22 protein-coding genes and 1 pseudogene are annotated in these 22,505 nt (G+C 58.5%); 16 read left to right on the forward strand and 7 right to left on the reverse strand.

Translation table 11 applies throughout. The features are described 5' to 3' along the window. Positions 1-640 precede the first annotated feature (640 nt). From QD336_RS12895 to QD336_RS12915, 5 genes are all read right to left on the reverse strand, one after another. Positions 641-1,966, reverse strand: a complete 1,326-nt coding sequence (locus tag QD336_RS12895; RefSeq protein ID WP_499170983.1) for a Dyp-type peroxidase — start codon at positions 1,964-1,966, stop codon at positions 641-643. A gap of 4 nt (positions 1,967-1,970) precedes the next feature. Further along, complete coding sequence (locus tag QD336_RS12900) at positions 1,971-2,489, reverse strand: hypothetical protein (RefSeq protein WP_499170984.1); 519 nt, start codon at positions 2,487-2,489, stop codon at positions 1,971-1,973. Next, a complete protein-coding gene (locus QD336_RS12905) occupies positions 2,482-2,904 on the reverse strand; it encodes a nuclear transport factor 2 family protein (protein WP_499171097.1) in 423 nt (140 codons plus the stop codon). The genes QD336_RS12900 and QD336_RS12905 overlap by 8 nt, the downstream gene beginning before the upstream one ends. Continuing rightward, a complete protein-coding gene (locus tag QD336_RS12910) occupies positions 2,885-3,868 on the reverse strand; it encodes a catalase (protein ID WP_499170985.1) in 984 nt (327 codons plus the stop codon). Before QD336_RS12910 ends, QD336_RS12905 begins: the two co-directional genes overlap by 20 nt. A gap of 101 nt (positions 3,869-3,969) precedes the next feature. Further along, positions 3,970-5,688 carry a hypothetical protein gene (locus QD336_RS12915; RefSeq protein ID WP_499170986.1) on the reverse strand — a complete coding sequence of 573 codons (1,719 nt, stop codon included), beginning with the start codon at positions 5,686-5,688 and terminating at the stop codon, positions 3,970-3,972. A 235-nt stretch (positions 5,689-5,923) separates the two neighbouring features. Between QD336_RS12915 and QD336_RS12920 the strand changes: the two genes are divergently transcribed. The 7 genes and pseudogenes from QD336_RS12920 (at position 5,924) to QD336_RS12950 (ending at position 11,921) form a co-directional block, all read left to right on the forward strand. Further along, complete coding sequence (locus QD336_RS12920) at positions 5,924-6,790, forward strand: SDR family NAD(P)-dependent oxidoreductase (RefSeq protein ID WP_499170987.1); 867 nt, start codon at positions 5,924-5,926, stop codon at positions 6,788-6,790. A gap of 14 nt (positions 6,791-6,804) precedes the next feature. Continuing rightward, on the forward strand, positions 6,805-7,785 hold the full coding sequence (locus QD336_RS12925; RefSeq protein WP_499170988.1) for an HlyD family secretion protein: 981 nt from the start codon (positions 6,805-6,807) through the stop codon (positions 7,783-7,785). Then, positions 7,786-9,000 (forward strand): ABC transporter permease, encoded by a 1,215-nt coding sequence (locus tag QD336_RS12930; protein WP_499170989.1) that lies wholly within the window; start codon positions 7,786-7,788, stop codon positions 8,998-9,000. Further along, positions 8,997-10,157 (forward strand): ABC transporter permease, encoded by a 1,161-nt coding sequence (locus QD336_RS12935; RefSeq protein ID WP_499170990.1) that lies wholly within the window; start codon positions 8,997-8,999, stop codon positions 10,155-10,157. The genes QD336_RS12930 and QD336_RS12935 overlap by 4 nt, the downstream gene beginning before the upstream one ends. Continuing rightward, positions 10,144-10,893: pseudogene (locus QD336_RS12940) on the forward strand (NAD(P)/FAD-dependent oxidoreductase); the annotation flags it as partial. The gene QD336_RS12935 and the pseudogene QD336_RS12940, both read left to right, overlap by 14 nt. Before the next feature lie 225 nt (positions 10,894-11,118). Continuing rightward, positions 11,119-11,469 (forward strand): hypothetical protein, encoded by a 351-nt coding sequence (locus tag QD336_RS12945; protein WP_499170991.1) that lies wholly within the window; start codon positions 11,119-11,121, stop codon positions 11,467-11,469. An 89-nt stretch (positions 11,470-11,558) separates the two neighbouring features. Beyond that, positions 11,559-11,921: a hypothetical protein gene (locus QD336_RS12950; protein WP_499170992.1), complete on the forward strand. Its 363-nt coding sequence runs from the start codon at positions 11,559-11,561 to the stop codon at positions 11,919-11,921. Between the two features lie 64 nt (positions 11,922-11,985). Here the strand turns inward: QD336_RS12950 and QD336_RS12955 are convergent, their stop codons facing one another. After that, positions 11,986-12,909, reverse strand: coding sequence for an SRPBCC family protein (locus tag QD336_RS12955; RefSeq protein WP_269345719.1), 924 nt, complete (start codon positions 12,907-12,909; stop codon positions 11,986-11,988). Next, a complete protein-coding gene (locus tag QD336_RS12960; protein ID WP_269345717.1) occupies positions 12,906-13,247 on the reverse strand; it encodes an ArsR/SmtB family transcription factor in 342 nt (113 codons plus the stop codon). Before QD336_RS12960 ends, QD336_RS12955 begins: the two co-directional genes overlap by 4 nt. A 285-nt stretch (positions 13,248-13,532) precedes the next feature. Between QD336_RS12960 and QD336_RS12965 the strand changes: the two genes are divergently transcribed. From QD336_RS12965 to QD336_RS13005, 9 genes are all read left to right on the forward strand, one after another. Further along, positions 13,533-13,751, forward strand: coding sequence for a hypothetical protein (locus tag QD336_RS12965; RefSeq protein ID WP_269345715.1), 219 nt, complete (start codon positions 13,533-13,535; stop codon positions 13,749-13,751). A 44-nt stretch (positions 13,752-13,795) separates the two neighbouring features. Then, on the forward strand, positions 13,796-14,200 hold the full coding sequence (locus tag QD336_RS12970) for a hypothetical protein (protein ID WP_269345713.1): 405 nt from the start codon (positions 13,796-13,798) through the stop codon (positions 14,198-14,200). Between the two features lie 189 nt (positions 14,201-14,389). Beyond that, positions 14,390-14,557, forward strand: coding sequence for a hypothetical protein (locus tag QD336_RS12975; RefSeq protein WP_499170993.1), 168 nt, complete (start codon positions 14,390-14,392; stop codon positions 14,555-14,557). Positions 14,558-15,001: 444 nt separating this feature from the next. Further along, positions 15,002-16,879 carry a TRAP transporter large permease gene (locus QD336_RS12980; RefSeq protein WP_269345710.1) on the forward strand — a complete coding sequence of 626 codons (1,878 nt, stop codon included), beginning with the start codon at positions 15,002-15,004 and terminating at the stop codon, positions 16,877-16,879. Positions 16,880-16,942: 63 nt separating this feature from the next. Continuing rightward, complete coding sequence (locus tag QD336_RS12985) at positions 16,943-17,953, forward strand: TRAP transporter substrate-binding protein (RefSeq protein ID WP_499170994.1); 1,011 nt, start codon at positions 16,943-16,945, stop codon at positions 17,951-17,953. Positions 17,954-18,028: 75 nt separating this feature from the next. Further along, positions 18,029-18,832: an SDR family NAD(P)-dependent oxidoreductase gene (locus QD336_RS12990; protein ID WP_499170995.1), complete on the forward strand. Its 804-nt coding sequence runs from the start codon at positions 18,029-18,031 to the stop codon at positions 18,830-18,832. Between the two features lies 1 nt (position 18,833). Next, positions 18,834-19,694 carry an IclR family transcriptional regulator gene (locus QD336_RS12995; RefSeq protein WP_499170996.1) on the forward strand — a complete coding sequence of 287 codons (861 nt, stop codon included), beginning with the start codon at positions 18,834-18,836 and terminating at the stop codon, positions 19,692-19,694. After that, positions 19,691-20,860 carry an acetyl-CoA acetyltransferase gene (locus QD336_RS13000; RefSeq protein WP_499170997.1) on the forward strand — a complete coding sequence of 390 codons (1,170 nt, stop codon included), beginning with the start codon at positions 19,691-19,693 and terminating at the stop codon, positions 20,858-20,860. The genes QD336_RS12995 and QD336_RS13000 overlap by 4 nt, the downstream gene beginning before the upstream one ends. Next, entirely contained in the window at positions 20,857-22,497 is a 1,641-nt protein-coding gene (locus tag QD336_RS13005; protein WP_499170998.1) for an acyl-CoA synthetase, read from the forward strand. The genes QD336_RS13000 and QD336_RS13005 overlap by 4 nt, the downstream gene beginning before the upstream one ends. Positions 22,498-22,505: the final 8 nt, after the last annotated feature.

Below are 22,505 nucleotides of genomic sequence, written 5' to 3' on the forward strand. Positions count from 1 at the left end.
TCATCTGCTCTTGGAACGAGCGATGCCTATTCCTGGCATTTCAAAGAAGCGCTCCCGTCAGCACCGGCGGAAAGGAGAAGTTGTGCATACACTTGTCAAAAGAAAAGCGACGCCCCTGCGTCGCCGCGCTGGCAGACGTATCGAACACGCCGTGGCTTAGGCCTGATGATTTTGGATTTTATGTGTTATGACGGGGATTTAGCGCCGATGATCGTAGCTGTTTAGCGCAGAGGCGCGTAGTTTCGGGCTATTGTGGGATAGTATGGAGTAGGATTTGGTTGCGGGGGCAGGATTTCATCTTAACTTGCGATCTTCAAGGACAGCGGACCCCTTACTTATGCTTCTGGATGCCGAGAATCGAATGGGCCTATTTCGTAGCGCTGCGTAAACGTGGCACGCTAATTCTGCAGCACCCATCAATCTGGAAGCGGGATCTGATCATCCCGATCTTCGACCCGAAAGTCTTAGCGCCTCGCCTCAGTTCTACGCCCGCCGTTCAGGTTTGGTTTCCTAGTCTGGCTCTCTGTAGAAGTTGACGAACTACCACATGATACAGGATACGCCGGAAAGTGCCGCCCCGCCCACGTTCATCAGCTTCAGTACACGTGCATCTGCTTCCACGATCGAATTCATTCAGCAATCAGTTTCTCGATGAGATCCATTCCAACGCAGAGATACTGGGCAGAAATACGTGTTCCCCTCCTCGTGTTGCGGTAAAGGCCGGTATCCCCTGCACTCGCTTTCGGACGGGTTTCGCCGGATACTGATAATCGTCCGCTATGTCCCGCCTTCCAACAATGGGGTCTGTTCTGGCACCTTGCGCTATGAAATCGCCGTCGTTTACCCATTGAGCCTGGACGAATTCAAACTGTCTGCCCGGGTTGGCATTGATGATGGCCAGCATGATTCCGCGATCGACCCCGTCGTCGATCATCACATTTTCCGGAAGCGATGGACCGAATGCGAAACCTCGGCGCAGCACCCGATGCAGTCGGATGTTCGTCAATGAGTCCTTCAGCGCATCGCGCGGATTGACCCGGCGAATATGACTGCCGACTGGGGTGTTTTTGCCTTCCGCGTCAGCCTCATGGTAGGAAAATGCGTTGTTGCGCGAGCTTTCTTGAGCAAGGGTGGGATCATCCTTGTCCGGTGACAAGGCCAGAGGTGCACCACTTCGCCAACGGCCCATCATCTTTGCCGCAAGCAGTTCGGCACCCTCTGCAGTTCCACCGCCGGCCTCGAGGAGGAACCGGCGAAATGCGGCGACATCCTGCCAGATCTTGCGGATCGCGACAAAGGTTCCATTGCGCCATAGGGCTTCCGGAGCGTCGAGCGACGCGACGATCCCCAACTCATTCTCATAGCCGAGGATGAATTCGCCGGGTTTCAGTACATCCTGCCCCGGCAATGGACTACCGCCCTGTCCCTCTATGAAGGGATGGCTGATTCCGTCTGCATATCCAAAATGCTCCCGGAGTGTCGGCGGTACGCCGACATCAAGTCGATTGATGAGCTCGACGCCCGGAATCCCCTCCAGAGCCTCGCGTCCGATGGCAAGCTTGGCATCCTTGAGCTCGAGGCTTCCGGCCATGACCTGAAGCCCGATATCAAATCCATTCCCTCCGTGAGGCAAGTCCCAATGTTCCGGTGCATTGGCGCCGACATCACCGAGATAGCCGCAACGTGCGGCCATCCCCTGCCGGAACTCCCTTGGAAAGCCGTCCAAAAGCTCGTTTCCGACCAGCTTTCGCAGGCCGGCATATGAGAACACGACATTGATCCACGCATTCTCCGCCGGCGCATTCCAGTCAGCTGCGGATGTGATATGCGGAACAAGGCGTTTCAGGAGGGTTCTCGCTGCATTTGCCTCATGGATGGTGAACATCAGGTAGCTGCCAAAATAGGGCATAGGCCGGCTGCGCAGGACCGTTCCCTGTATGTCGGCGAGGTCGAGCATCAAAGCCATCGTATCAACTTGCCGCGTCGAGAAGATCGCTGACCGCCTTCGAGAGCTTTTCCATCTTCTTGATATCCCGGACGCTCGCGTCAGGTGCTCCGACATAGAAGAACTCGGCGGGATGCATGAGGCTTTTGACCCAATCGGCAGCCGTCGGACTGGTCAATCCTGGGTAGCCTTCCAGCACATCCGTCGCAAAGAAGTCGAGCCACTGGTGCGCCTGTGTGGTGATATCGACCAGATAGGGTTCGAAATCACCATCATAGACGAGCGATAGAAGGAACCGTGTATCGTTGTCGAAGAGCAAAATCCGGAAATCCTGAACTGTGCCCACACGATCCTCCCAGTAGGCAGCCTCGGCCTGAAACCGCGGGAGGCGTTCTCGAAACAGGGCCGCGCCGCCAGGAAGGACATTTCCGATCATGGTCAACTCACCGCGCTTGCCAATACGTTTTCCCGGACCGTCGGGCTGGTCCGTGACTGTCTGCGCCATGGCGAGGCGCGCTTCCAGGGGGGCTATGGTGTCACTCATGATTGGTCTCCGTTGTCAGCATGTATTCGTGAAGATGCTCTTGAAAAAGCTGGTCATCGACGTATTCGCGCTGCTCCACGACGCGACCATCGCGCCACGTGCAGATTGCGCTGAAGGTGACTTCAAACGCGGGAGCTTTCCCATCGGTGATGTCTGACAGGACTGCGATAGAGCAGGTCTTGTGACCGTCCGCGCTTAGAAAAAAATCCAGATATTGTTCCTGAACGCGGCTTGCAGGATAGGCTGCGCAGAAGCGCTGGGCTCGAAGAACATGCTCCTGCTTGCCGTGAGATTCGAGCTCGCCTGATCTCCAGGCGACAAGATCGTCGTCGAGCAATGCGGCATAATCGGACCACTGCCTTCTGTTCCAGGCCGTATCGAGTGCGCGCATGTGGTCAAGGTTTCGCCGTCCCATCCGTTCCTCCTGCGGGTTGAGCTCTATTGGCCTGCCAGCCCCCACTCCGTTGGGCAGCAGATGCCTCATAGACACCGCGCCGGATCTGGAGAATCGGATCATCCGTTGCCTCGATCCCATCAACGAGCATGGTTGGATCGTGGTTCATAAGACGGTCACCCATCTCCTCTTCGGTGGTTGTTGCCGTCACGCGCAGGCGGCCGATGCGAACGCGTTGCCGATCCTCCGGCCAGAGTGCAGTTGCGTCATTCGTCGGATCACCGGGCTTTCCGATCTCCAGTTCGAGCTCAAACTCAACAGGGGAGGATTTCAGGCGCTCATTAAGTTCAAGGAACAGCACGTCGACGCTCTCATGGGTGAGCGCCTCAGGATCCTGCCCCTTGACCCCATCGACCGGTATCCAATGACAGCGAACATGATGCAGATCACCACCCGCATTCAGGTAGCGAAAGACATGCACGGCGTGGAACTCCGTATTGCCAAAGCTGATAGGCGCCTTGGCAGCAGCCCGCATCTTGAACACGTTCATCACATTCGGGTTAGATGCCAGAAAGGCATCAAGGCCGGCCTTATTTGGCCCGGCACCCGCGGCAACTGGCTGTGCCGAATTCACAAGCTCGACAAATTGCTCGATCGTGTTTGCGAAGAATAATTTCTGGCTCAGCATAACGAGGTTCGTCACGCGCCCATCAGCAAGATAGAACCGGGTGGCCATACCGACGGTGGAAGTGAAAAAAGCATGCGGATTTCCGCCGCCTTTGGAAAAGCGGACAGAGACAGGTAGTTCTTGTCCCTGTAGATGCACGGCTCGAGTGAATTGCCGGGCGACATCGTAGGCCTGGAAATACCCTTTATACAACCTACCGTCGGCGTGAAGTGTCCGGTAGCCAGGGTAGTGGCCGAGAACGCCGTGAATGCGGTCAACGATGAGATCTGCGCTACGATACTGACTGTTCTGGCTCACGTCCGAAGCCTCCTGTGATCGGTGGCGCGAGGGTATGAGCCAAGCATGAATTGACAAAAGTAAGGTATGAATCGGCTAACCGTTTGACCAGTTAGCTCTGGTCATGACAGCCGTAGCGCTTCCAGTCGGTCGATAAGGGCCTCGAATTCGCCCGAGCCACGCAGAAAGTCGAACCGGGCGTCCGTTCTCATCCAGACGGTGGCCAGTTCGCGGGCGTCCAGTGCTTCGGAAAGATAGGTAAGCGTCTGTTCGCGGTCTCCAACCGCAGATGCGAGTGTGGCATAGGCAAATTTTCCGGCTCTCGGATTGTCCATACCAAGCATGCGCTTTGCCGTTTCTTTTACGCCCCGCAAGGCAGCAAGCTCCGCAGACGCAAAGATCATCTGGGGGTTTCCAATTCGGAGCCTTTCAAGCGGTGATGAATACTCCTCCCGAAACGATCTGCCGCCGAAATGGCTGCATAGAGCCATGTAATAAAGTGCCTCGGCGGGCGCATTTGCAACCTCGATATCGACAAGATCGCCGGCAACCCAGTCATATCTGCGGTCCTGAAACCGGCTGACGGCTTCCGCGATATCCTGCTGTTGCGAAAACGGTTCGATCGTGCGGGCTTCCCGGAAAAGCATTTCGGCCTCTTCGGTCAATCCCAGCAGCGCAAGATAGGATCCGTAAATCCGCGCAGCTCTTGCATTGCGTCCGAGCGACAGCGAGGTTTCGAAGCACTCTTCCGCCATCGAGCGGTCACGCTCGAGCCAGGCATGGATGGTTCCGAGTGCCGCATACGCCTCCGGCGAGTCCCGGTCGATCCTCAGTGCCTCCTCGGCCGCAGGCCGTGCCTGGGCGAGCGCTGCCGGGGCGTCAATTGCCCCGATCCGGAAAAGGTCGCAGAAGCAATCAGCTATTCCGGAGTGTCCTCGAGCGTAGTCGGGGGCTGTTGCCGCAACATCCCGGAAAATCTGCAACGCGCTTTTGATCCCTTCCGTCGTCTGCCTGTCGAGCATCTGACGGGCCCGATAGATTTTTGCGTGGGAATCCACCGCGACAGGGCCTGGGCTGATTTGGAGATTTCGCATCTTGGAGCTGTCGAAACGCAGCCTGCTGACGAATGTCGTTGCCATACGTGCCGTCAACTCACCAAGATTGGGTGACGAGCTTTCGAAGCGATCCGACGTCACAACAAATCCACGCGGATCGGAGATTTCAACGGTGACCTTGATCTGTCCGTTCACCTGACGCACGGTTCCCTGGACGATGGCATCCAGATTCAGTTCCGCCGACATCGCCGGAATGGCCGGCTCCCTGTCCCTGTAAGTGAAGGTCGTGGCGCGGGACGGAACCCTGAGCCCCGGCTCCGAGCCGAAGGCGAATACGAGTTCGTCTGTCAGGGAGTCCGCAAACTCCTGGATCGCCGCTCCTCCGGAGATAACCTTAATGGGCAGCACCGCCAGACGGGTGCCCGGCCCTGGGCGAAAGATATCTTTTGCAGGCGACGGTGAACCAGCCTGCAAAACGCGATCTTGCGTGTTCAGCTCAAAGAACGGAGTGTAACTGCCACTGGGGATCGAGATGACGACAGGATCATGCAAACCGTCACCTGAGAAATGCTCCTCAAGTTTTCTGCGCAGCCGGCGTGCCTCAACGCGGACTGTAGAATCTATTCTAGGATCATAAGGCGGATCGCGGCGATAAACCTCGTTGCCGATTGTCGCCTCCTTGAGACCCTTACCCCGCCCATCGAGCGTCGCTTCGACCACATAGTTCAGCAACACGAGCAACCTGTCGGACCCGTTAAAGCTTGCACTTTTGCGCAGCCTTTCCATTTGATCTCTTATGGACGATGGTGACGGACCTGATGCTGCGTCCATTCTCTTCCCTCGAACAACCTTCTTTGAATCTTGCGATGGGTTTTGACCCCGGTCAATTCATTTGTCGACCGCAAGATTGCCTGTAAGCTGACAGACACACCGTTACTTGAGACGTTAGCTTTTCAACCTAACTTCCCCAACCGCTATTGATGTCTACCCTGCCCCACGACGCGAAACAGGAGCCAGCGCCGTGGAAAACACAAGTGAAGTCTTGTCTAGGAAAGTCGCCGTCATTACCGGCGGGGCGAGTGGAATCGGATTGGCTCTTGCGGTCGAGGCAGCACGCAGGGGGATGAAGGTCGCGCTGGCCGACATCAGCCAGGATCGGCTGGATGAAGCGCAGAAAATCGTTAAAGCCGCCGGGGCCGAGACGATTACAGTCGCGACGGATGTGAGCAATCTCGCTGACGTCGAGCGGTTGCGAGACCGGACTACGGAGACCCTCGGTGCGCCCTGGCTCGTGGCCAACAATGCCGGGATTACGAAGCTGTCGTTGACGTGGGATCACACCGAGGCGGACTGGAAGCGCATGTTCGACATCAACGTTGGCGGTGTCTTCAACGGTCTTCTGGCATTTCTTCCCGGCCTTCGTGAACGCAACTCCGGCCACATTATCAATACCGCTTCAGCTGCCGGCCTGGTCACGATCCCGGCGGCTTCCGCCTATGTCGCGAGCAAGCACGCCGTCGTTGGCCTTTCAGAAACGCTCTATCGCGAACTGAACGCCAGCCAATCCGCTGTTGGCGTTTCCGTTCTTTGCCCGGCTCTCGTCAAGACGAACATCATGAACTCCGAAACGGCCGGCAAGCCATCCGATGCAGACGCGATGAAATCCTCGCATGCAATGGAACCGTCGGATGTCGCCATCCAAGTCTTTGCAGCCATCGCGGCCAAGCAGTTCTGGATATTGACGCATGCCGCACATATGGAGCCGTATATCCGCGCGCGCGCCGGGGAGATTGTCAGCCAAACCAATCCGAGCAATGCCAGCGTCGATCCCGACGTCGCAAAATCGTCTTCCGCCGTCACCGGCGTCGATTTTCTCGCCGAACACTGAACAGAGGCTGTTGAATGGCCCGGCTCATACGCCTCATTATCGGTCTTGTCTGCCTCGCGGTACTTGGAACGCTGCTATGGTTTGCGACACGTCCACCACCGCTGATCGTTCAGGGCGAAGTTTCAGCAGACCGGGTCGACGTCAGCGCCCGTATCTCGGGACGCATTGCACATCTTCATGCAGATGTCGGCGATGTGGTGACGCGAGGGGCGGTCATCGCCGAACTGACAAGTCCGCAACTCGTCTCCGCTCTCGAAACCACAAAAGCAGCGCTTGCCGTCGCGATCGCCGATCTTGACAGGGTCAACAGCACGAGACCTGAAACGATCGCGGCGAGGAAAGCGGAGGTGGAGGCTGCCGACGCCGACGTAGTCCTCTATCAGACCGACCAGGCGCGACAAGCGCGCCTTGCCACGACCGACGCGGTTCCGCAGGCCCGCGTCGAGCAATCGAGCCGCAATCTGGAGGCTGCCATCCGGAGCCGCGAGGCCGCCCAGGCCAATCTCGATCTGGCGGTCAGAGGGGCGAGCAAGGAAGAGCGGGCGCTTGTGGCAGCCAAGGTGGAACAGGCGAAAGCGACGCTCGGCCAACAGGAAACGGACGTCGAGGAACTCACCGTCTACGCGCCGATCGACGGGCAGGTGACGACAAGGATAGCCGAACCCGGCGAAAATTTCAGCGCGGGAGCGCCACTCTATTCGATCGTCGATATCGGTCACCCATGGTTGACCTTCAACCTTCGTGAAGACCTGCTCAAGGGATTGAAGGTCGGCGACGATTTTCGGGTAACCGTTCCTGCCCTCACCGGCGCCGAGATCGACGTCAGAGTGACCGTCATCAATGCGCAGGGCCAATATGCGACATGGCGCGCGACACGGGCAACGGGAGATTTCGACCTCAGGACATTCGAAGTGCGCGCGGTTCCCACCAAGCCAATCGAGGGTCTAAGGCCGGGTATGAGCGTTATCGCATCCTGGCATGGAAGCGAGCGCTAAATGCCGAGGACGCACTCCAGACCAGGTTTCACGCTGGTTTTCCTGCGGGAGGCGGCTCAGTTTCGAAAACAACCGTTCCTGCCATTCCTTACGGTCGTTTTGCCGCTGGCCTTGATGGGCGTGCTCACGGTCGTTTTCAGCCAAGGGATCGCAACGCGCTTGCCCATTGCGGTCCTCAACCTCGATGGCAGCGATCTTTCGCGAACCATTTTCCGGACGGTTGACGCCACGCCGGATGCTGCCATTGTCACAAATGTCAGCGATCTGAATGAAGGTCGGCACCTTATCCTTTCGGGAAAAGTCCATGGCCTGCTGATGATCCCGAAATACCTCGAACGTGACGTCTTCGCCGGACGGCGTCCGGAAGTCGTCTTCTTCTACAACACCCAGACAATGACGACGGGAAACCTGACACTGCGCGGCGTCAACGCTGCACTTTCCAGTGTCGAAGGTAACATCAGACTGTCACTCAGGACGGCACGAGGCCAGCCAATCGATATTGCTCGATCCTCGCTTGCCCCGATACCGGTCCAGGTCAATCCGCTCTTCAACCCGACCCAGAACTATACGCATTTTCTGCTCGCCGCCCTGCTGCCGACGATTTTGCAGATCGTCATCGTGACGGTCATGGCCTATTCGATTGGTCGGGATGCGGAAACAGAGCATCGGTTTCGGATCCTGAGGCGCCTTGGAGGCGGTATCTGGCCGGCAATGCTCGGCAAGATGCTGCCATACACCCTGGTTTTTCTGTTCGTGCTCGGTATCGCGGATGCTGTACTGTTTCTGGTATTCGAACTGCCGCTGAGAGGAGACAGGGCGCTCTTCCTTGGCGCAGGCATCCTCTTCATCGTCGCAAACCAGTTCTTCGGCGCGCTGCTTGCTCTGATTCTGCGACCGATGGCGACGGCCGTGAGTATTGGAACGCTAATCACCGCACCCGCCTTCGGGTTTATGGGAATTGGCTTTCCCCGGATCGGGATGAACGCATTTTCCTCTTATTGGGGCAATGCCTTACCCGGCACCTGGTACCTGACCGCCCGGATCGACCAGACGATCCGGGGCGCGCCGGTTGATCTGTCCGTTCGTCCGATTGCCGTTCTTCTCTTTATGGCTGTTTTTCTCGCTTCGATCACGGCGCTCAGGCTCGACGCGATCGGACGCAAAGCGCAGGCAGAAAAGAATTCCCTATCCGCTGTCACGGGAGTGTCCGCATGAGAGGGGTAATTGTCGTTTGCAGGGAGGAAATAAGGCGCATACTGACACTAAAGCCTGCTTTTGCCGTCCTTGTCCTCGCGATCATCGTCTACGCCATATTCTATCCGCAACCTTATCGGGCAGAGGCGTTGCGCGACGTGCCGATCGCATTCGTCGACCTCGACGGAACCGATTTGAGCCGGCAATTTGCCCGACGGCTCGATGCCTCCGCCGACGTTGCGATTGCCGCGGTCTTACCAGATCAGGTGACAGCGGAGCGGGAAATATACGCGCGAGAGATATACGGGATCCTCGTCATACCAAAATATTTCGAACGCGACCTGCTGCACGGGCGGTCTGCGCCGCTGGCGATCTATGCCGATGCCAGTTACTTCCTTATCTATAGCCGTATCACCGGAGCGGTGAATGCGCTCGCAAAAGCGGTCGGCGCAGAGGTCGAGACCGGCAGGCTGATTACCGCGCAGGTCGATCCCACACTCGCCGAAGCCGCACCCGGCCCAATGCCGGCGACGACAATTCCGCTCTTCAATCCTCAGGGCGGCTATGCGACCTACATCCTGCCGGCGGCGTTCGTCCTCATCCTGCAACAAACCCTTCTGATCGGCACCGGTCTTCTCGGTACCTATCCCCTTCCGCCAGACGTGCGGGAGAAGCTGAGCGCGATAAGCGCCGTGGACAAGGTCGCCGGGCGCATGCTCGCCTACCTGTTTCTCGAAGCATTTGTTTTGTCCTTTTACCTGATCGTGTTGCCATATCTTTACGGCATCCCGCGGCTAGGTTCGGTATCATCACTTACGGTGGTCGCCATCCCCTTTGTCATCGCTGTAGCAAGCCTTGGCATGGTGGTCGCGAAGCTGTTTCGCAGCCCTGTCGTCGTACAGATGGTGGCCGCCGCCATCGGAATGCCCTTCATGTTTCTGGCCGGATTCTCATGGCCGGTGGAAGCCATCCCCGAGCCTTTGCGGACTTTGGCCCTGATCCTTCCGAGCACCAGCGCTATACATGCCTTCGTCAATGTCGGCCAAATGGGCGCAAGCCTTGCTGATGTGCGCGGCCAGTTGTTCATCCTTGGATCTCTGGCCGCAATCTACTTCTCCCTTGCGGTCCTGCTTGAAGCATATGAAGCGAAAAGGAAGCACCTGCATGTCAACGCATAATGTCGTCGTTGTCGGAGCCGGCTTCGGGGGAACGACGCTGGTGGATCGCCTTCGCGGGCCAGACCTGAAAATCACCCTTGTCGATCGCAGGAATCATCATCTCTTCCAACCGTTGCTCTATCAGGTCGCCACCGCAATCCTGTCTCCTGCGGATATCGCCTGGCCAATCCGCCGCCTGTTCCGGGATCGCAAGGATGTAACGACGCTGCTCGGTGAGGTTACCGGTATCGACACCGAGGCCAGGACCGTGCTTTTGTCGGACGGCAAGACCATCCCCTTCGACACGCTGGTCCTCGCCACAGGAGCGACGCACGCCTATTTCGGGCACGAGGAATGGGCCGAGGCCGCCCCTGGCCTGAAGACAATCGAAGATGCACTCGAGATCCGGAAACGAATTCTGCTGGCGTTCGAGAAGGCCGAGAATACCGCAGACTTTGATGAACGCGCCGCATTACTGACCTTTGCAGTGATCGGCGGAGGACCAACTGGCGTCGAGTTGGCCGGTATGATTGCGGAAATCCGCAACAGCTCGATATCCCGAGAGTTTCGAAATATCGACACGAAGGAATCAAGGGTTCTCCTGCTGGAAGCCGGCCCGCGCGTTCTGGCGAATTTTCGGGAAGACCTTGGCCGCTACGCGGAAAAGGTTCTGGAACGCCGCGGCGTCGAAGTCCTCACAGGCGAGGCGGTGACCAACTGCAGCAACGGCAACATCACGGTCGGAGATCGCGTCATAACCGGGATATGCAATGTTCTGCGGCAGCCTCGCAAGCCTTCGGCCAGACCATCCTCTGACAAGAAACGGACCGATTCCGGTGCATTAGGACTAACAGCATTTGCATAAAAATTTGCGCACTTGATTGAACGGCAAGTCTGGAAGGCAAATCCCGTGTCAAAACTTGGACTTCTAACAGCCATAGGGCACAATATAGCTGACTCGGTCGGCTCCGGAGTCGGACTAATGGTTGGTGTCTACTCCATGGATATCTACGGTGAGGCTGCTTCTACCGAGGAAGGTTACATCGATGTAGACTTTCTCACAGGTAGTACGTTGGGCGGTGGCACTTCACCTTCACTAATGAAGGCTCTGAAACTCTACAGCGAGGAGTTGCCCCGTTTCTGCGAACGGAATGGAGTTGAGGTTGCCGAGTTTCGCACGCTTGGTGTCCGCTTCTTAACGAAAAACCTTGAGCCAACTTGCATCGTGACCATAGAAGATCATCAAGAGCGCTCCTCTATCGACGAATATCAAGGATTGCCCGCCCGCCGTGTGAAGAAACTGGATTATTTGGGGCGGGTTCGGCGAAAATAGCATTCCATAATTCGTCACTCGGGTTTTAAATTCCGACAACACCAGGCAGAGCGTGAGTCGGACGAAAAAACACAAATGAGGCTCAGGAATTGAAGGCCATCATACAAACAGGATTTGCCGTTGCCACCCTGTTTTTTTCAGGCTCTGCTGCCTTTGCCACAACGACATATCTCAGTTGCGAATTTCCAACTTCGAAGGGAATTCCCCAGGTATTCAATTTCGCTCTCGACGAAGCCGCCGGGACATTTGGAGTTTATGTCCCGGCTTCCGGGAGTCAGAGAATGGAGAAAGGCACCTTTGCCGGTGGTAAAGCGAGCCTGAATGAAGGCTCGGTGGCATGGGAGATCGACATCGCCAAGGGTTCAGTCATTCGCGATCAACGCATGGATGGCGAAAAGGATGGCGGGACCTGCAAGACGATCTCGCACGCGCGGAGCGGCTTTGAAGAATAATTTCCGCTCTGGACAAGAGGCCAGTATCGAGACCTCTGCACATGGAACTGACGGCCCGGCGCATCTATAGTGCCTTGGCGAAGCGTTCCAGTTTACCCAGCGTCTGCTGACCCAGCTCCACGGCGCCGAAACCCTTCGCTTGCTGGAACTCGGCTTCCGTGCTGAACACCATGCCCAGCACAACTTTCGTCGCGCCATCCTGATCTTCGAAGGAGGCCCAGGCGTCGGCATGTTTCGGCCCGTTTTCGCCCCAAAGCAGCGTATAGGCGATCCGCTCTTCTGGCCGGACCTCGACATAACGATGATGGTTCGGGAAGACTGTGCCGTCAGGGCCGATCATGTCAAAGACCCATTCCCCGCCGGTCCGCAGATCAATCCTCTTCGTGCGGCAGGAAAATCCTTCAGGGCCCCACCATTGCGGCAGCGTCTTTTCGCTCATCCAGGCTTTCCAGACGATGTTTCGCGGCACCTTTATCGTTCGCTCCAGCACCATGGTCCGCCCGGCCACGCTGGCCAGATTGTTGAGACCCGCGCCGAAACCTTCTTGATAACCATCGCGCATATCCTCGGCCAAGGAGGAAAGCTGGACCGTAACGGTCAGGCGGCTGCGCTCTTCCGCAGACTGGAAATCGGCAGTTACCAGCGCTGCCGACTGGGTTACACCGCCGGATGAGACCACCTCGTAATTCACGCTGCGGCGAGTTGGCTGCAGCTCCAGCCAGCCGCATTCACAGCGAATATCCGGCTGGCCGGTGACCTTACAGAGCGACACTTCGCGACCGCCCAGCCTGCTGTCCGCCTCCAGGAACTCCACGGTGACCGAGGGTGACGGAGAGGCCCACACCGCTCGGGCAGCGGGTGACAGCCAGACCTGCCAGAGAGCCGATAGCGGAACGGCAATTTCCCGTTCGAAGCTGAGCGTCGCAAAACGGTCTTGTGGCTGATGCGGTTCAGCGTGTGCGCTTTGTTGACCCGGTTTCGTTGTCATTCGGATTCCTCCTTCATGGCCTGCATTGCAAACGCCTCCAGCCGGTCAAGCCGGCTCTCCCACATGTCCCGCTGCTCATCGAGCCATGTCCTTACCGGCTCCAGCGCTTCGGGCACGATGGCGCAGGTGCGCACCCGCCCATCCTTGGACGTGATGATCAGCCCCGCCTCCTCCAGCACGGAAAGATGCCGCATGACCGTGGGCAGACGCAGCCCCGTGGGAGCGGACAACTCCATGACCGGAGCCGGCCCGCCGCCGAGGCGCGCCAGAATCGCCCGCCGCGTCGGATCGGCCAGAGCCTGGAAGATCAGTGAAAGTTCACGGTGATGCTTAGTCATATTGCTAACTATCATGCTTCGTCGCGATGGAGCAAGGGAAAACTTAGCATATCAACTAAGTTTTCCCGGCAGGAGTGATCCGCCGGGGATGAGATGCCTTAGTGTCGACCAGACGTATCGTTTGAGCGGCTTGCCTGTCCCTTCCAGCGCGTGGTGCTCCGTAACCGGCGGCGGATGCAACTACTGAGTCGAAAAGAAGCCATCAAAAGTTGCAAAAAAGATTGACTCTCGCAGCCGTGTGAGTGAGCTTCGCTAAGAAAATGACGGGGAACATAACAAATCATCATGTCGCCAGATCGCTTCAATGAATGTCTGCGGGTGATCCGCTGGACGCCAATCAATATTGCCTCTGCCTTGCAATGCGAGCTCTCATGGATCGAGGCGCTGGAAGCCGGCAACGAAGCCGTTCCCGAAGGGCTGGCAACATGGCTGGAAACGCTGGCACAGGCCCATGAAGCCCTGCCACCGCCTGCGACCTACCGGGGAAAAAGGTCGTCGTTCTGACGCGGGCAACAGCTGAAACCTTCACCAACAATCGGATCATGCCAATGAAATCTCTTGTCACAGCCCTTGGCCTCATCGCCTTCTCAAGCCCTGCCTTCGCAGCATCCTGCGAGAAAAACTTCACCGTTTCAGGCGTGCCGATGGTGACCGCCGTCTCTTACAAGTCATGGCAGGAACTGCCGAAGGCCAAGGCACCCGCGGTTCTTCAAAAGCTTGCCCAGGCCGTCGCGGCTGAAGGTTTCTCCGGCATCCAGATAAACAAGGCACTCTCCTCGATCGATGCCCATCAGGAAACCAGCGGCAGCGGCAGAATTCAGACGCTGCGGGTGGTGGCACGGCAGAAAGGCAATGCTGTGCGGATCGATGCTGTTTTCAACATCCAGGCAGGACAGATCGCCGACAAGAACGTCATTCGCGAGGGTATCTGCAACATCATAAAGGGCGTGTAAGGCCGCTGCCCGGCCCGGCCGAAGCGAGCGGGCGCTGGAAGCCATCATCCGCGATCTTGCCGTCACGCGCGATGGGGCGACCTATTTCACCGAGCGCGTCCGGGGTGTTGGTCTGCGTAATGATCTTGGGGACGTCCCGCGCCTGTGGGGTGTCGTGCGCCGGATTTTGCGCCTCCGGATGGGACGCGGATGAACGAGCATTTGCGCGGTAGCCGGGCGGTGTTGCCGGGTTTCGAGGCGCGGCCAGGACTTGGCAAGCTGGCGGAAGGTTGGAAAGACCGGCTTGTCTACCTTGTCGTGGATGCTGAGGAGCAGCTGGGGTTGAGCGCGGTCTCGTCCTGGCCTGGTGCGTCGTGATAGTTGCGCCGGAAGCGCGATAACCTCGCCCTTTTGCCAGTAAAAGTGCCAGCATACACGGCCAAAATCCGGACCGGCCGTAGAGAATGACATCAAAACCAATTCAAGCTGAAAATCCCGGTGCAGGCCATGCGGGCGGCGCATCCTTGCAACCTGAATTAAAGCGCGCACAAAGTATGATCCACGATATGGACCTAATAGAGCGGCGAATAGCCTTTATAAATATGCCTAAATCGTGTTGATTTTACAGAATATCCTGTGTATCCCAAATACATGGTTTTGTATCGGTCCATATAGTGGAGGATATGTATCGGTGCATTCAGGCTTTTGGAGGGGTCTGGCCTGTCTGGCAATACAGCTGCCTTGATGTCGCGGTCGTGGCACGGACATGCTGTTTTGCGGACATCTTCGTTGCGAAGATTGTTTTGTGGGAGAGGAGGCCCGATGACCATGACCGCAAACGCGAATGACGACGTCTTTGTGCTCGACGGCGAGTTGCTGCACACCGCCCCGGTAACGGGTTCGTGGTTCATGCGCCCCATCGAGGCGGTTGCAGCCGTGCTTTTGGCGGTGATGATCGGCCTGCTTCTGCTTGGCGTGACCTCCCGTTATGCGCTGCATCTGCCGATCGTCTGGATCGATGAAACGGCGTCGCTGTGCTTCCTGTGGTTTGCCATGCTGGGCGCGGCGATTGCGATCGATCGCAGCGAACACCTGCGCCTGACGCTGTTTCTCAACATGTTCCCGCAACGTGTTCTCGGCTACATCAATTCGCTGGCTCTGATGCTGGTGGCGACATTTCTTGCGGCAATTATCAAACCCGCCATGGAATATGCCATCGAGGAATGGGTGGTCACGTCAGCGGCGCTGAATATTCCGATGTCGTTTCGCGCCGCGGCGCTGCCGGTGGGCGCCTGCCTCATGCTGCTCCTGGTTCTCAACAATCTGTTCAGACGGGAAAATCTGCGGGATATCATCACTGCCTTCGCCACCGTCGCGGTCGCCTCCACCCTGCTCTATCTGGCATCGCCGATGCTGGAATCCCTCGGCAATCTCAATCTGGCGATCTTCCTCGGGCTGTTCGTCGCGGTGTTTCTGGTGCTGGGCGTGCCGATCGCCTTCTGCTTTGGCCTTGGAACGCTCGCTTATCTGACCTTCACCACCTGGGTTCCGACGATCGTGATGATCGGGCGGATGGATGAGGGCATGTCGGGCATCATTCTGCTGTCGGTGCCGGTGTTCGTGCTGCTGGGTTGCGTGCTCGACGCGACCGGCATGGGCAGGGCGATCGTGGAGCTTCTGTCGTCGATGTTCGGTCATATCCGCGCCGGCATGTCCTATGTGCTACTCGGTTCGCTGTTCCTGGTTTCCGGCATTTCCGGCTCCAAGGTTTCCGATATGGCGACCGTCGCGCCGGCGCTGTTTCCGGAAATGAAACGGCGAGGCCACAAGCCAAAGGAAATGATCGCGCTTCTGGCAACCGGCGCCGCCATGGCCGATACGGTTCCGCCCTCCATCGTGCTGATCGTTCTTGGGTCTGCGGCGGGTGTGTCAATTGCCGGCCTCTTCACCTCCGGCTTCATGATCGCCATGGTGCTGCTTCTGGTGCTGGCGGTGCTCGCCCGCTGGAAGGCGCGGCATGAGAACATGGAAGGCGCAAAGCGCACCCCGTGGCCGCTGGTTGGCAAGGCGGCCCTTGTCGCCGCCCCCGCGCTCGTCCTGCCCTTTCTCATCCGCAGCCTGGTGGGCGGCGGCGTGGCGACGGCAACCGAAGTCTCCACCATTGCGGTGCTCTATGCCATGATCATCGGCGCGGTGCTTTATGGCGGTATCAGCCTGAGAAAACTCTATTCGATGCTGGTCGAGACAGCCGCCTTGTCCGGGGCGATCCTGCTGATCCTCGGCTGCGCCTCGGCCATGGCCTGGGGACTGACCCAGAGCGGTTTCGCATTCCAGCTCACTGCCATGATTACCGATCTGCCGGGCGGCTGGATGACCTACATGGTGGTGTCGATCCTGATCTTCATGATCCTGGGCTGTGTGCTGGAAGGACTGCCTGCCATCGTTCTGCTCGCACCGATCATGTTCCCCATCGCCCGCACGCTCGGCATCAACGACATTCATTATTCGATGGTCGTGGTGGTCGCCATGAATATCGGCCTGATGGCCCCGCCCATCGGCATCGGTTTTTACATCGCGTGCAAGATCGGCAACGTCTCGCCGGATGAAGCCATGGGCGCCATCTGGCCCTATCTCGCGGCCATGGTCATCGGCCTGCTGTTAATTGCCGCAGTTCCGGGATTTTCGACCATTCTGCTCTAAGATCATGGCGGGTGATCCGGCCATGCCAATTAAACGACTGCTTTATTTTGGGAGGAAAAAGCAATGAATATCAACAGACGTACCATACTTACCGGCGCCGGTTCCGCCGTTCTGGCGACCGCCTTCGTATCGCGCGCCCGCGCTGCCCAGTATAATTACAAATATGCCAACAACCTGCCTGCCGTGCACCCCATGAACATTCGTGCCAAGGAGGCTGCCGACCGTATCGCCAAGGAAACCGACGGACAGGTCAATATCAGCATCTTCCCCAGCAGCCAGCTTGGCGCCGATACGGACGTTCTGAGCCAGGTGCGCTCGGGCGGCGTCGAGTTCTTCACGCTTTCGCCGCTGATCCTGTCGACGCTGGTGCCGAACGCCTCGATCAGCGGCATCGGCTTCGCATTTCCGAATTATGATTCAGTCTGGGCCGCCATGGATGGCGATCTCGGCAAATATGTGCGCGGCGAAATTGCCAAGCAGAACCTCGTTGCCATGGATACGATCTGGGATAACGGTTTCCGCCAGATCACCAGCGCATCAAAGCCCATCGCCACGCCGGCCGATCTCGAGAGCTTCAAGATCCGCGTGCCGGTAAGCCCGCTCTGGACCTCGATGTTCAAGGCCTTCAAATCGGCCCCTGCCTCGATCAACTTCGCGGAAGTCTACACGGCGCTGCAGACCGGGGTGGTCGATGGTCAGGAAAATCCGCTGGCAATCATTTCCACCGCCAAGCTGTTCGAAGTGCAGAAATTCTGCTCGGTGACCAACCACATGTGGGATGGTTTCTGGTTCCTGGCCAACAAGCGCGCCTGGGAGCGGCTGCCGGACGATCTGCGCGCCATCGTTGCCAAGAACCTCAACCAGTCCGGCAAGGATGAACGCGCCGATGTGGCAAAACTGAATGCCTCGGTAAAGGAAGATCTGGTTTCCAAGGGCATGACCTTCAACGACACGGATGCGACGCTCTTCCGCGCCGCGCTGAAGGAAGCGGGCTTCTATTCCGAGTGGAAGGGCAAATATGGCGATGAAGCCTGGGCCATTCTCGAAAAAGCCGTCGGCGCAAGCCTGACCTGATCGGCCTTCTGAACAACTGGCCCCGCTTCCAGCGGGGTCGACTTGCTTATGTCTGACATTGGAATGGAGACTGTTTTGACAGGTCGCCTGAGGGGAAAACGCGCGCTTGTGTTTGGCGCAGGATCATCGGGTCCGGGGTTTGGCAATGGCAAGGCCGCCGCCATGCAGTTTGCCCGCGAAGGCGCGCGCGTGGCCTGTGTCGATCTCTCCGCCGAGGCCGCTGAAGAGACCGCCGAGATCATTCGCGGTGAAGGCTTTGAGGCGCTTGCAATCGCTGCCGATGTCACCGTGCTGCAGTCTGTATCGGCTACGGTCGCCCGCACCTGCGAGGCCTTTGGCGGCATTGATATTCTGCACAACAACGTCGGTGTGACGCATATGGGCGGCCCGGTCGAGCTGGACGAGGAACGTTTTCGCGCCTCGGTCGATCTCAACATCGGCTCCGTCTATCGCACCGCCAAGGCGGTGCTGCCGGTGATGCTGGCGCAGGGCAGCGGGGCCATCGTCAATATCTCCTCGCTCGCCTCCATTCGCTGGACCGGCTATCCTTATTTCGCCTATTACGCGATGAAGGCCGCCGTCAACCAGGCGACTGTGGCGCTGGCCATGCAATATGCCCGGCAGGGCATTCGCGCCAATTGCATTCTGCCAGGCATGATCGACACTCCGCTGATCTACAAGCAGATCAGCAGCCAATATGCGACAGTCGAAGATATGGTGGCGGCGCGCAACGCCGCAGTGCCGGTGGGTCGCATGGGTGACGCCTTCGATATCGCCCGTGCCGCCGCCTTTCTGGCATCCGATGAAGCGAAGTTCATCACCGGCATTTGTTTGCCGGTCGATGGCGGACAGAGTTGCGCCGTGGGGGCATTTTCCTGATATGGCCATAACAACGATCCCGGTAGAGAAAGATCTGACAGGTGCGCGCGCGGTGGACCGGGCGCTGGCGCTGCTCTCCATGGTGGGGCGACACGCGGAACGCGGCGTGGCACTTTCGGTCATCGTTACCGAAAGCGGATTGAACAAGCCCACGGCCCGTCGCCTGCTGCTGGCGCTGATCCGCGCCGGCCTTGTCGAGCAGGACGAGGAAACGCGGCGTTATTATCTCGGCGAAGAGGCCTATGTTCTCGGCAGCCTGTCATCGCGCCGATTTGGACTTCTGCAGATGGCGCAGGACGGACTGACGCGCATTTCCCGCCGCACCGAGGATTCAAGCTTCCTGTCCGTGCGCCGTGATACTTTTGCGCTGTGCCTATACCGCGAGGAAGGCACCTGGCCGGTACGAACCCATGCGCTTCAGGCCGGATTCGAACACCCGCTCGGTATCGGCGCAGGATCGCTAGCCATGCTTGCCGCCCTGCCGGATGCCGAAGTGGACGACGTTATCGCCGCCAATAGCGGGATCATCGCAGCGAACTATCCCGGCATCACCATCGATGGCCTGTATCGCGACGTCGCGTTGACGAGAGCCAACGGTTATTCGCTCAATCCCGGCCTCATACTTTCAAACTCCTGGGGCATCGGCGTCGCCATCCGCGCTCCGGATGGCACGGTTGCCGGCGCGCTGAGCATCGCCGCTGTCGATAGCCGCATGCGGCCGGAGCGCCAGCCGGAACTGGCAGCACTGCTGCGCGAGGAAGTGACCCGCATCGAAACACGTATCGCAGAAATGATGGCCAGCCGCGCCCGCACGCGCGGCGAAGGCGACACGAAGCGGCAAACAAGGAGAACGAGCAAATGAGCAAAGCGCAGATCGTCGGCTGGGCGCATTCGCCCTTTGGCAAATCGGCCCTTGAAAATACCGAACAACTCATGGCCTCGGTTGTCGCGCCCGCCATGGACCATGCCGGCATCGACGCTGGCGATATCGACGGCATTTTCGTCGGCGTGATGAATAACGGCTTCTCAAAGCAGGATTTTCAGGGCGCTTTAGTGGCAATGGGCGATGAGCGGCTTGCCTATACGCCGGCGGTGCGGTTTGAAAATGCCTGCTCGACAGGATCGGCCGCCCTTTACAGCGCGATGGATTTCATCGAGGCCGGACGCGGGCGGATTGCACTCGTCGTCGGGGCTGAAAAAATGACGGCGCTGCCGACGGCGGAGGTTGGCGAAATTCTGCTCTCTGCCTGCTACCGGGCGGAAGAGGCCGATATTAGCGGCGGCTTTGCCGGCCAGTTCGGGCGCATCGCCCAGGCCTATTTCCAGCGTTATGGCGACCGCTCCGCGGAACTGGCGATGATTGCCGCCAAGAACCATGCCAATGGCGCGGTCAACCCCTATGCGCATATGCGCAAGGATTTCGGCTTCGAATTCTGTAACACGGTATCGGAGAAGAACCCCTATGTCGCAGCCCCCCTGCGCCGCACCGACTGCTCGCTGATCTCCGATGGCGCTGCCGCGATCATTCTTGTCGACGAGGAAACTGCGGCCACACTCAACCGCGCGATTGGTTTCCGCGGACGCAAACATGTCAACGACATTCTGGCACTCAGCCGCCGCGATCCGCTGGCGTTTGAAGGCGCACGCCGCGCCTGGGCGGGGTCGCTCGAACTCGCCGGAGCGACGCTCGACGACCTTTCCTTGGTTGAGACGCATGACTGCTTCACCATCGCCGAACTCATTGAGTATGAGGCCATGGGACTTGCAAAACCCGGCGAAGGCCACCGCGTCGTCCAGGAAGGCACGGCGTTGAAGACCGGACGCCTGCCGATCAATCCATCGGGAGGCCTTAAATCGAAGGGGCATCCCGTCGGAGCGACCGGCGTCTCCATGCACGTCATGGCGGCGATGCAATTAATGGGCGAAGCGGGCGACATGCAGATACCGAATGCCTCGCTGGCTGGCGTCTTCAACATGGGGGGCACTGCGGTTGCCAATTACGTGTCGATCATGGAGCGCGTGAAATGACGATTTCCAGCGCCGTGCAGCATCCCGCGGGCGGGGTAACGCCCTCCACCACGCGGGTGATGAATCTCTCGCATTTCCTCACCCAGGCAGCACGTCGTAACCCCGATCATATCGGCTTCGTCTGGGGCGAAAAGACGTGGAGCTGGGCTCAGATGGAAGCCCGGGTCGACGCCATGGCCCATGCGCTGGTCCTTGAATTCGGCGTCACGAAGGGAGACCGCATTCTGGTGCAGTCTTCCAATAACAACCAGATGTTCGAATCCATGTTCGCCTGCTTCAGGGTGGGTGCGGTGTGGGTGCCGACCAACTACCGCCAGTCCCCCGATGAAGTCGCCTATCTGGCAAAAGCGAGCGGCGCGCGCGGCATGATCTGCGCCAGCGCTTTTCCCGATCATGCGACGGCAAGTCGTGCGGCAGCCTCGATCGATTTCACCATTTCAATCGGCGCTGCGGAATTCGGTGAGGATTACGATGCGATCGTCGCCCGTCATCTGGGCCGGAGGGTCAGGAGCGAAGCTGTGAACCGGGATGACCCCTGCTGGTTCTTCTTCACCTCGGGCACCACTGGCCGTCCAAAGGCCGCGGTGCTCACGCACGGCCAGATGGCTTTTGTCATTACCAACCATCTCTGCGACCTGATGCCCGGGACAGGGCCGGACGACGCATCCATCGTTGTCGCCCCGCTCTCACACGGCGCGGGCGTCCATCAGCTGGTCCAGGTGGCGCACGGCGCAAAAACGGTGCTTCCAGCTTCGGAAAGGCTCGATGTCCCGGCCGTCTGGGCGCTGATCGAAAAATGGCGTATCACCAACGCCTTCACTGTGCCGACCATTCTCAAGATGCTGATCGAAGACGCATCCGTCGATCAGTACGATCATTCATCGCTGCGTTACGTCATCTATGCCGGTGCGCCGATGTATCGCGCCGATCAGAAACGCGCGCTGGCAAAGCTCGGTCCGGTACTGGTGCAATATTTCGGTCTTGGGGAAGTCACCGGCAACATCACGGTTTTGCCTCCCGCATTCCATAGCGACGAAGACGGTCCAGAAGCGCGGGTCGGCACCTGCGGTTTCGACCGCACCGGCATGGAAGTCCAGATCCAGAACGAGGCGGGAGAAGAGGTTGGTGCAGGCGAAACCGGTGAAATCTGCGTGATCGGCCCTGCCGTTTTCGCCGGTTACTACGATAACCCGGAGGCCAATGCCAAAGCCTTCCGCAATGGCTGGTTTCGCACCGGCGACCTTGGCCACCGAGATGAAAACGGCTTCGTCTATATCACCGGCCGCGCCTCCGACATGTATATTTCGGGCGGGTCGAACATCTATCCTCGGGAGATCGAAGAGAAAATCCTCATGCACCCCGATATCAGCGAGACTGCGGTTCTGGGCGTGCCCGACGCGGTGTGGGGCGAGGTGGGCGTGGCAGTTTGTGTGGCGCGCGCGGGCGCGGACATCGCAGGCATCGACCTCAAAGCCTATCTCGAAGGCAAGATGGCCCGCTACAAGCTGCCGAAAACCGTGGTGTTCTGGGACGCCATGCCGAAATCCGCCTATGGCAAGATCACCAAGAAAATGATCCGCGAGGAGCTGGAAAAACGGGGCCAGATGCCGGCTTTCGAGGAAAAGCGGACAGGCTGACGACATTG

The organism is Rhizobium sp. BR 250 (genome assembly GCF_047445855.1).
Taxonomy (GTDB): Bacteria; Pseudomonadota; Alphaproteobacteria; order Rhizobiales; family Rhizobiaceae; genus Agrobacterium; species Agrobacterium tumefaciens_I.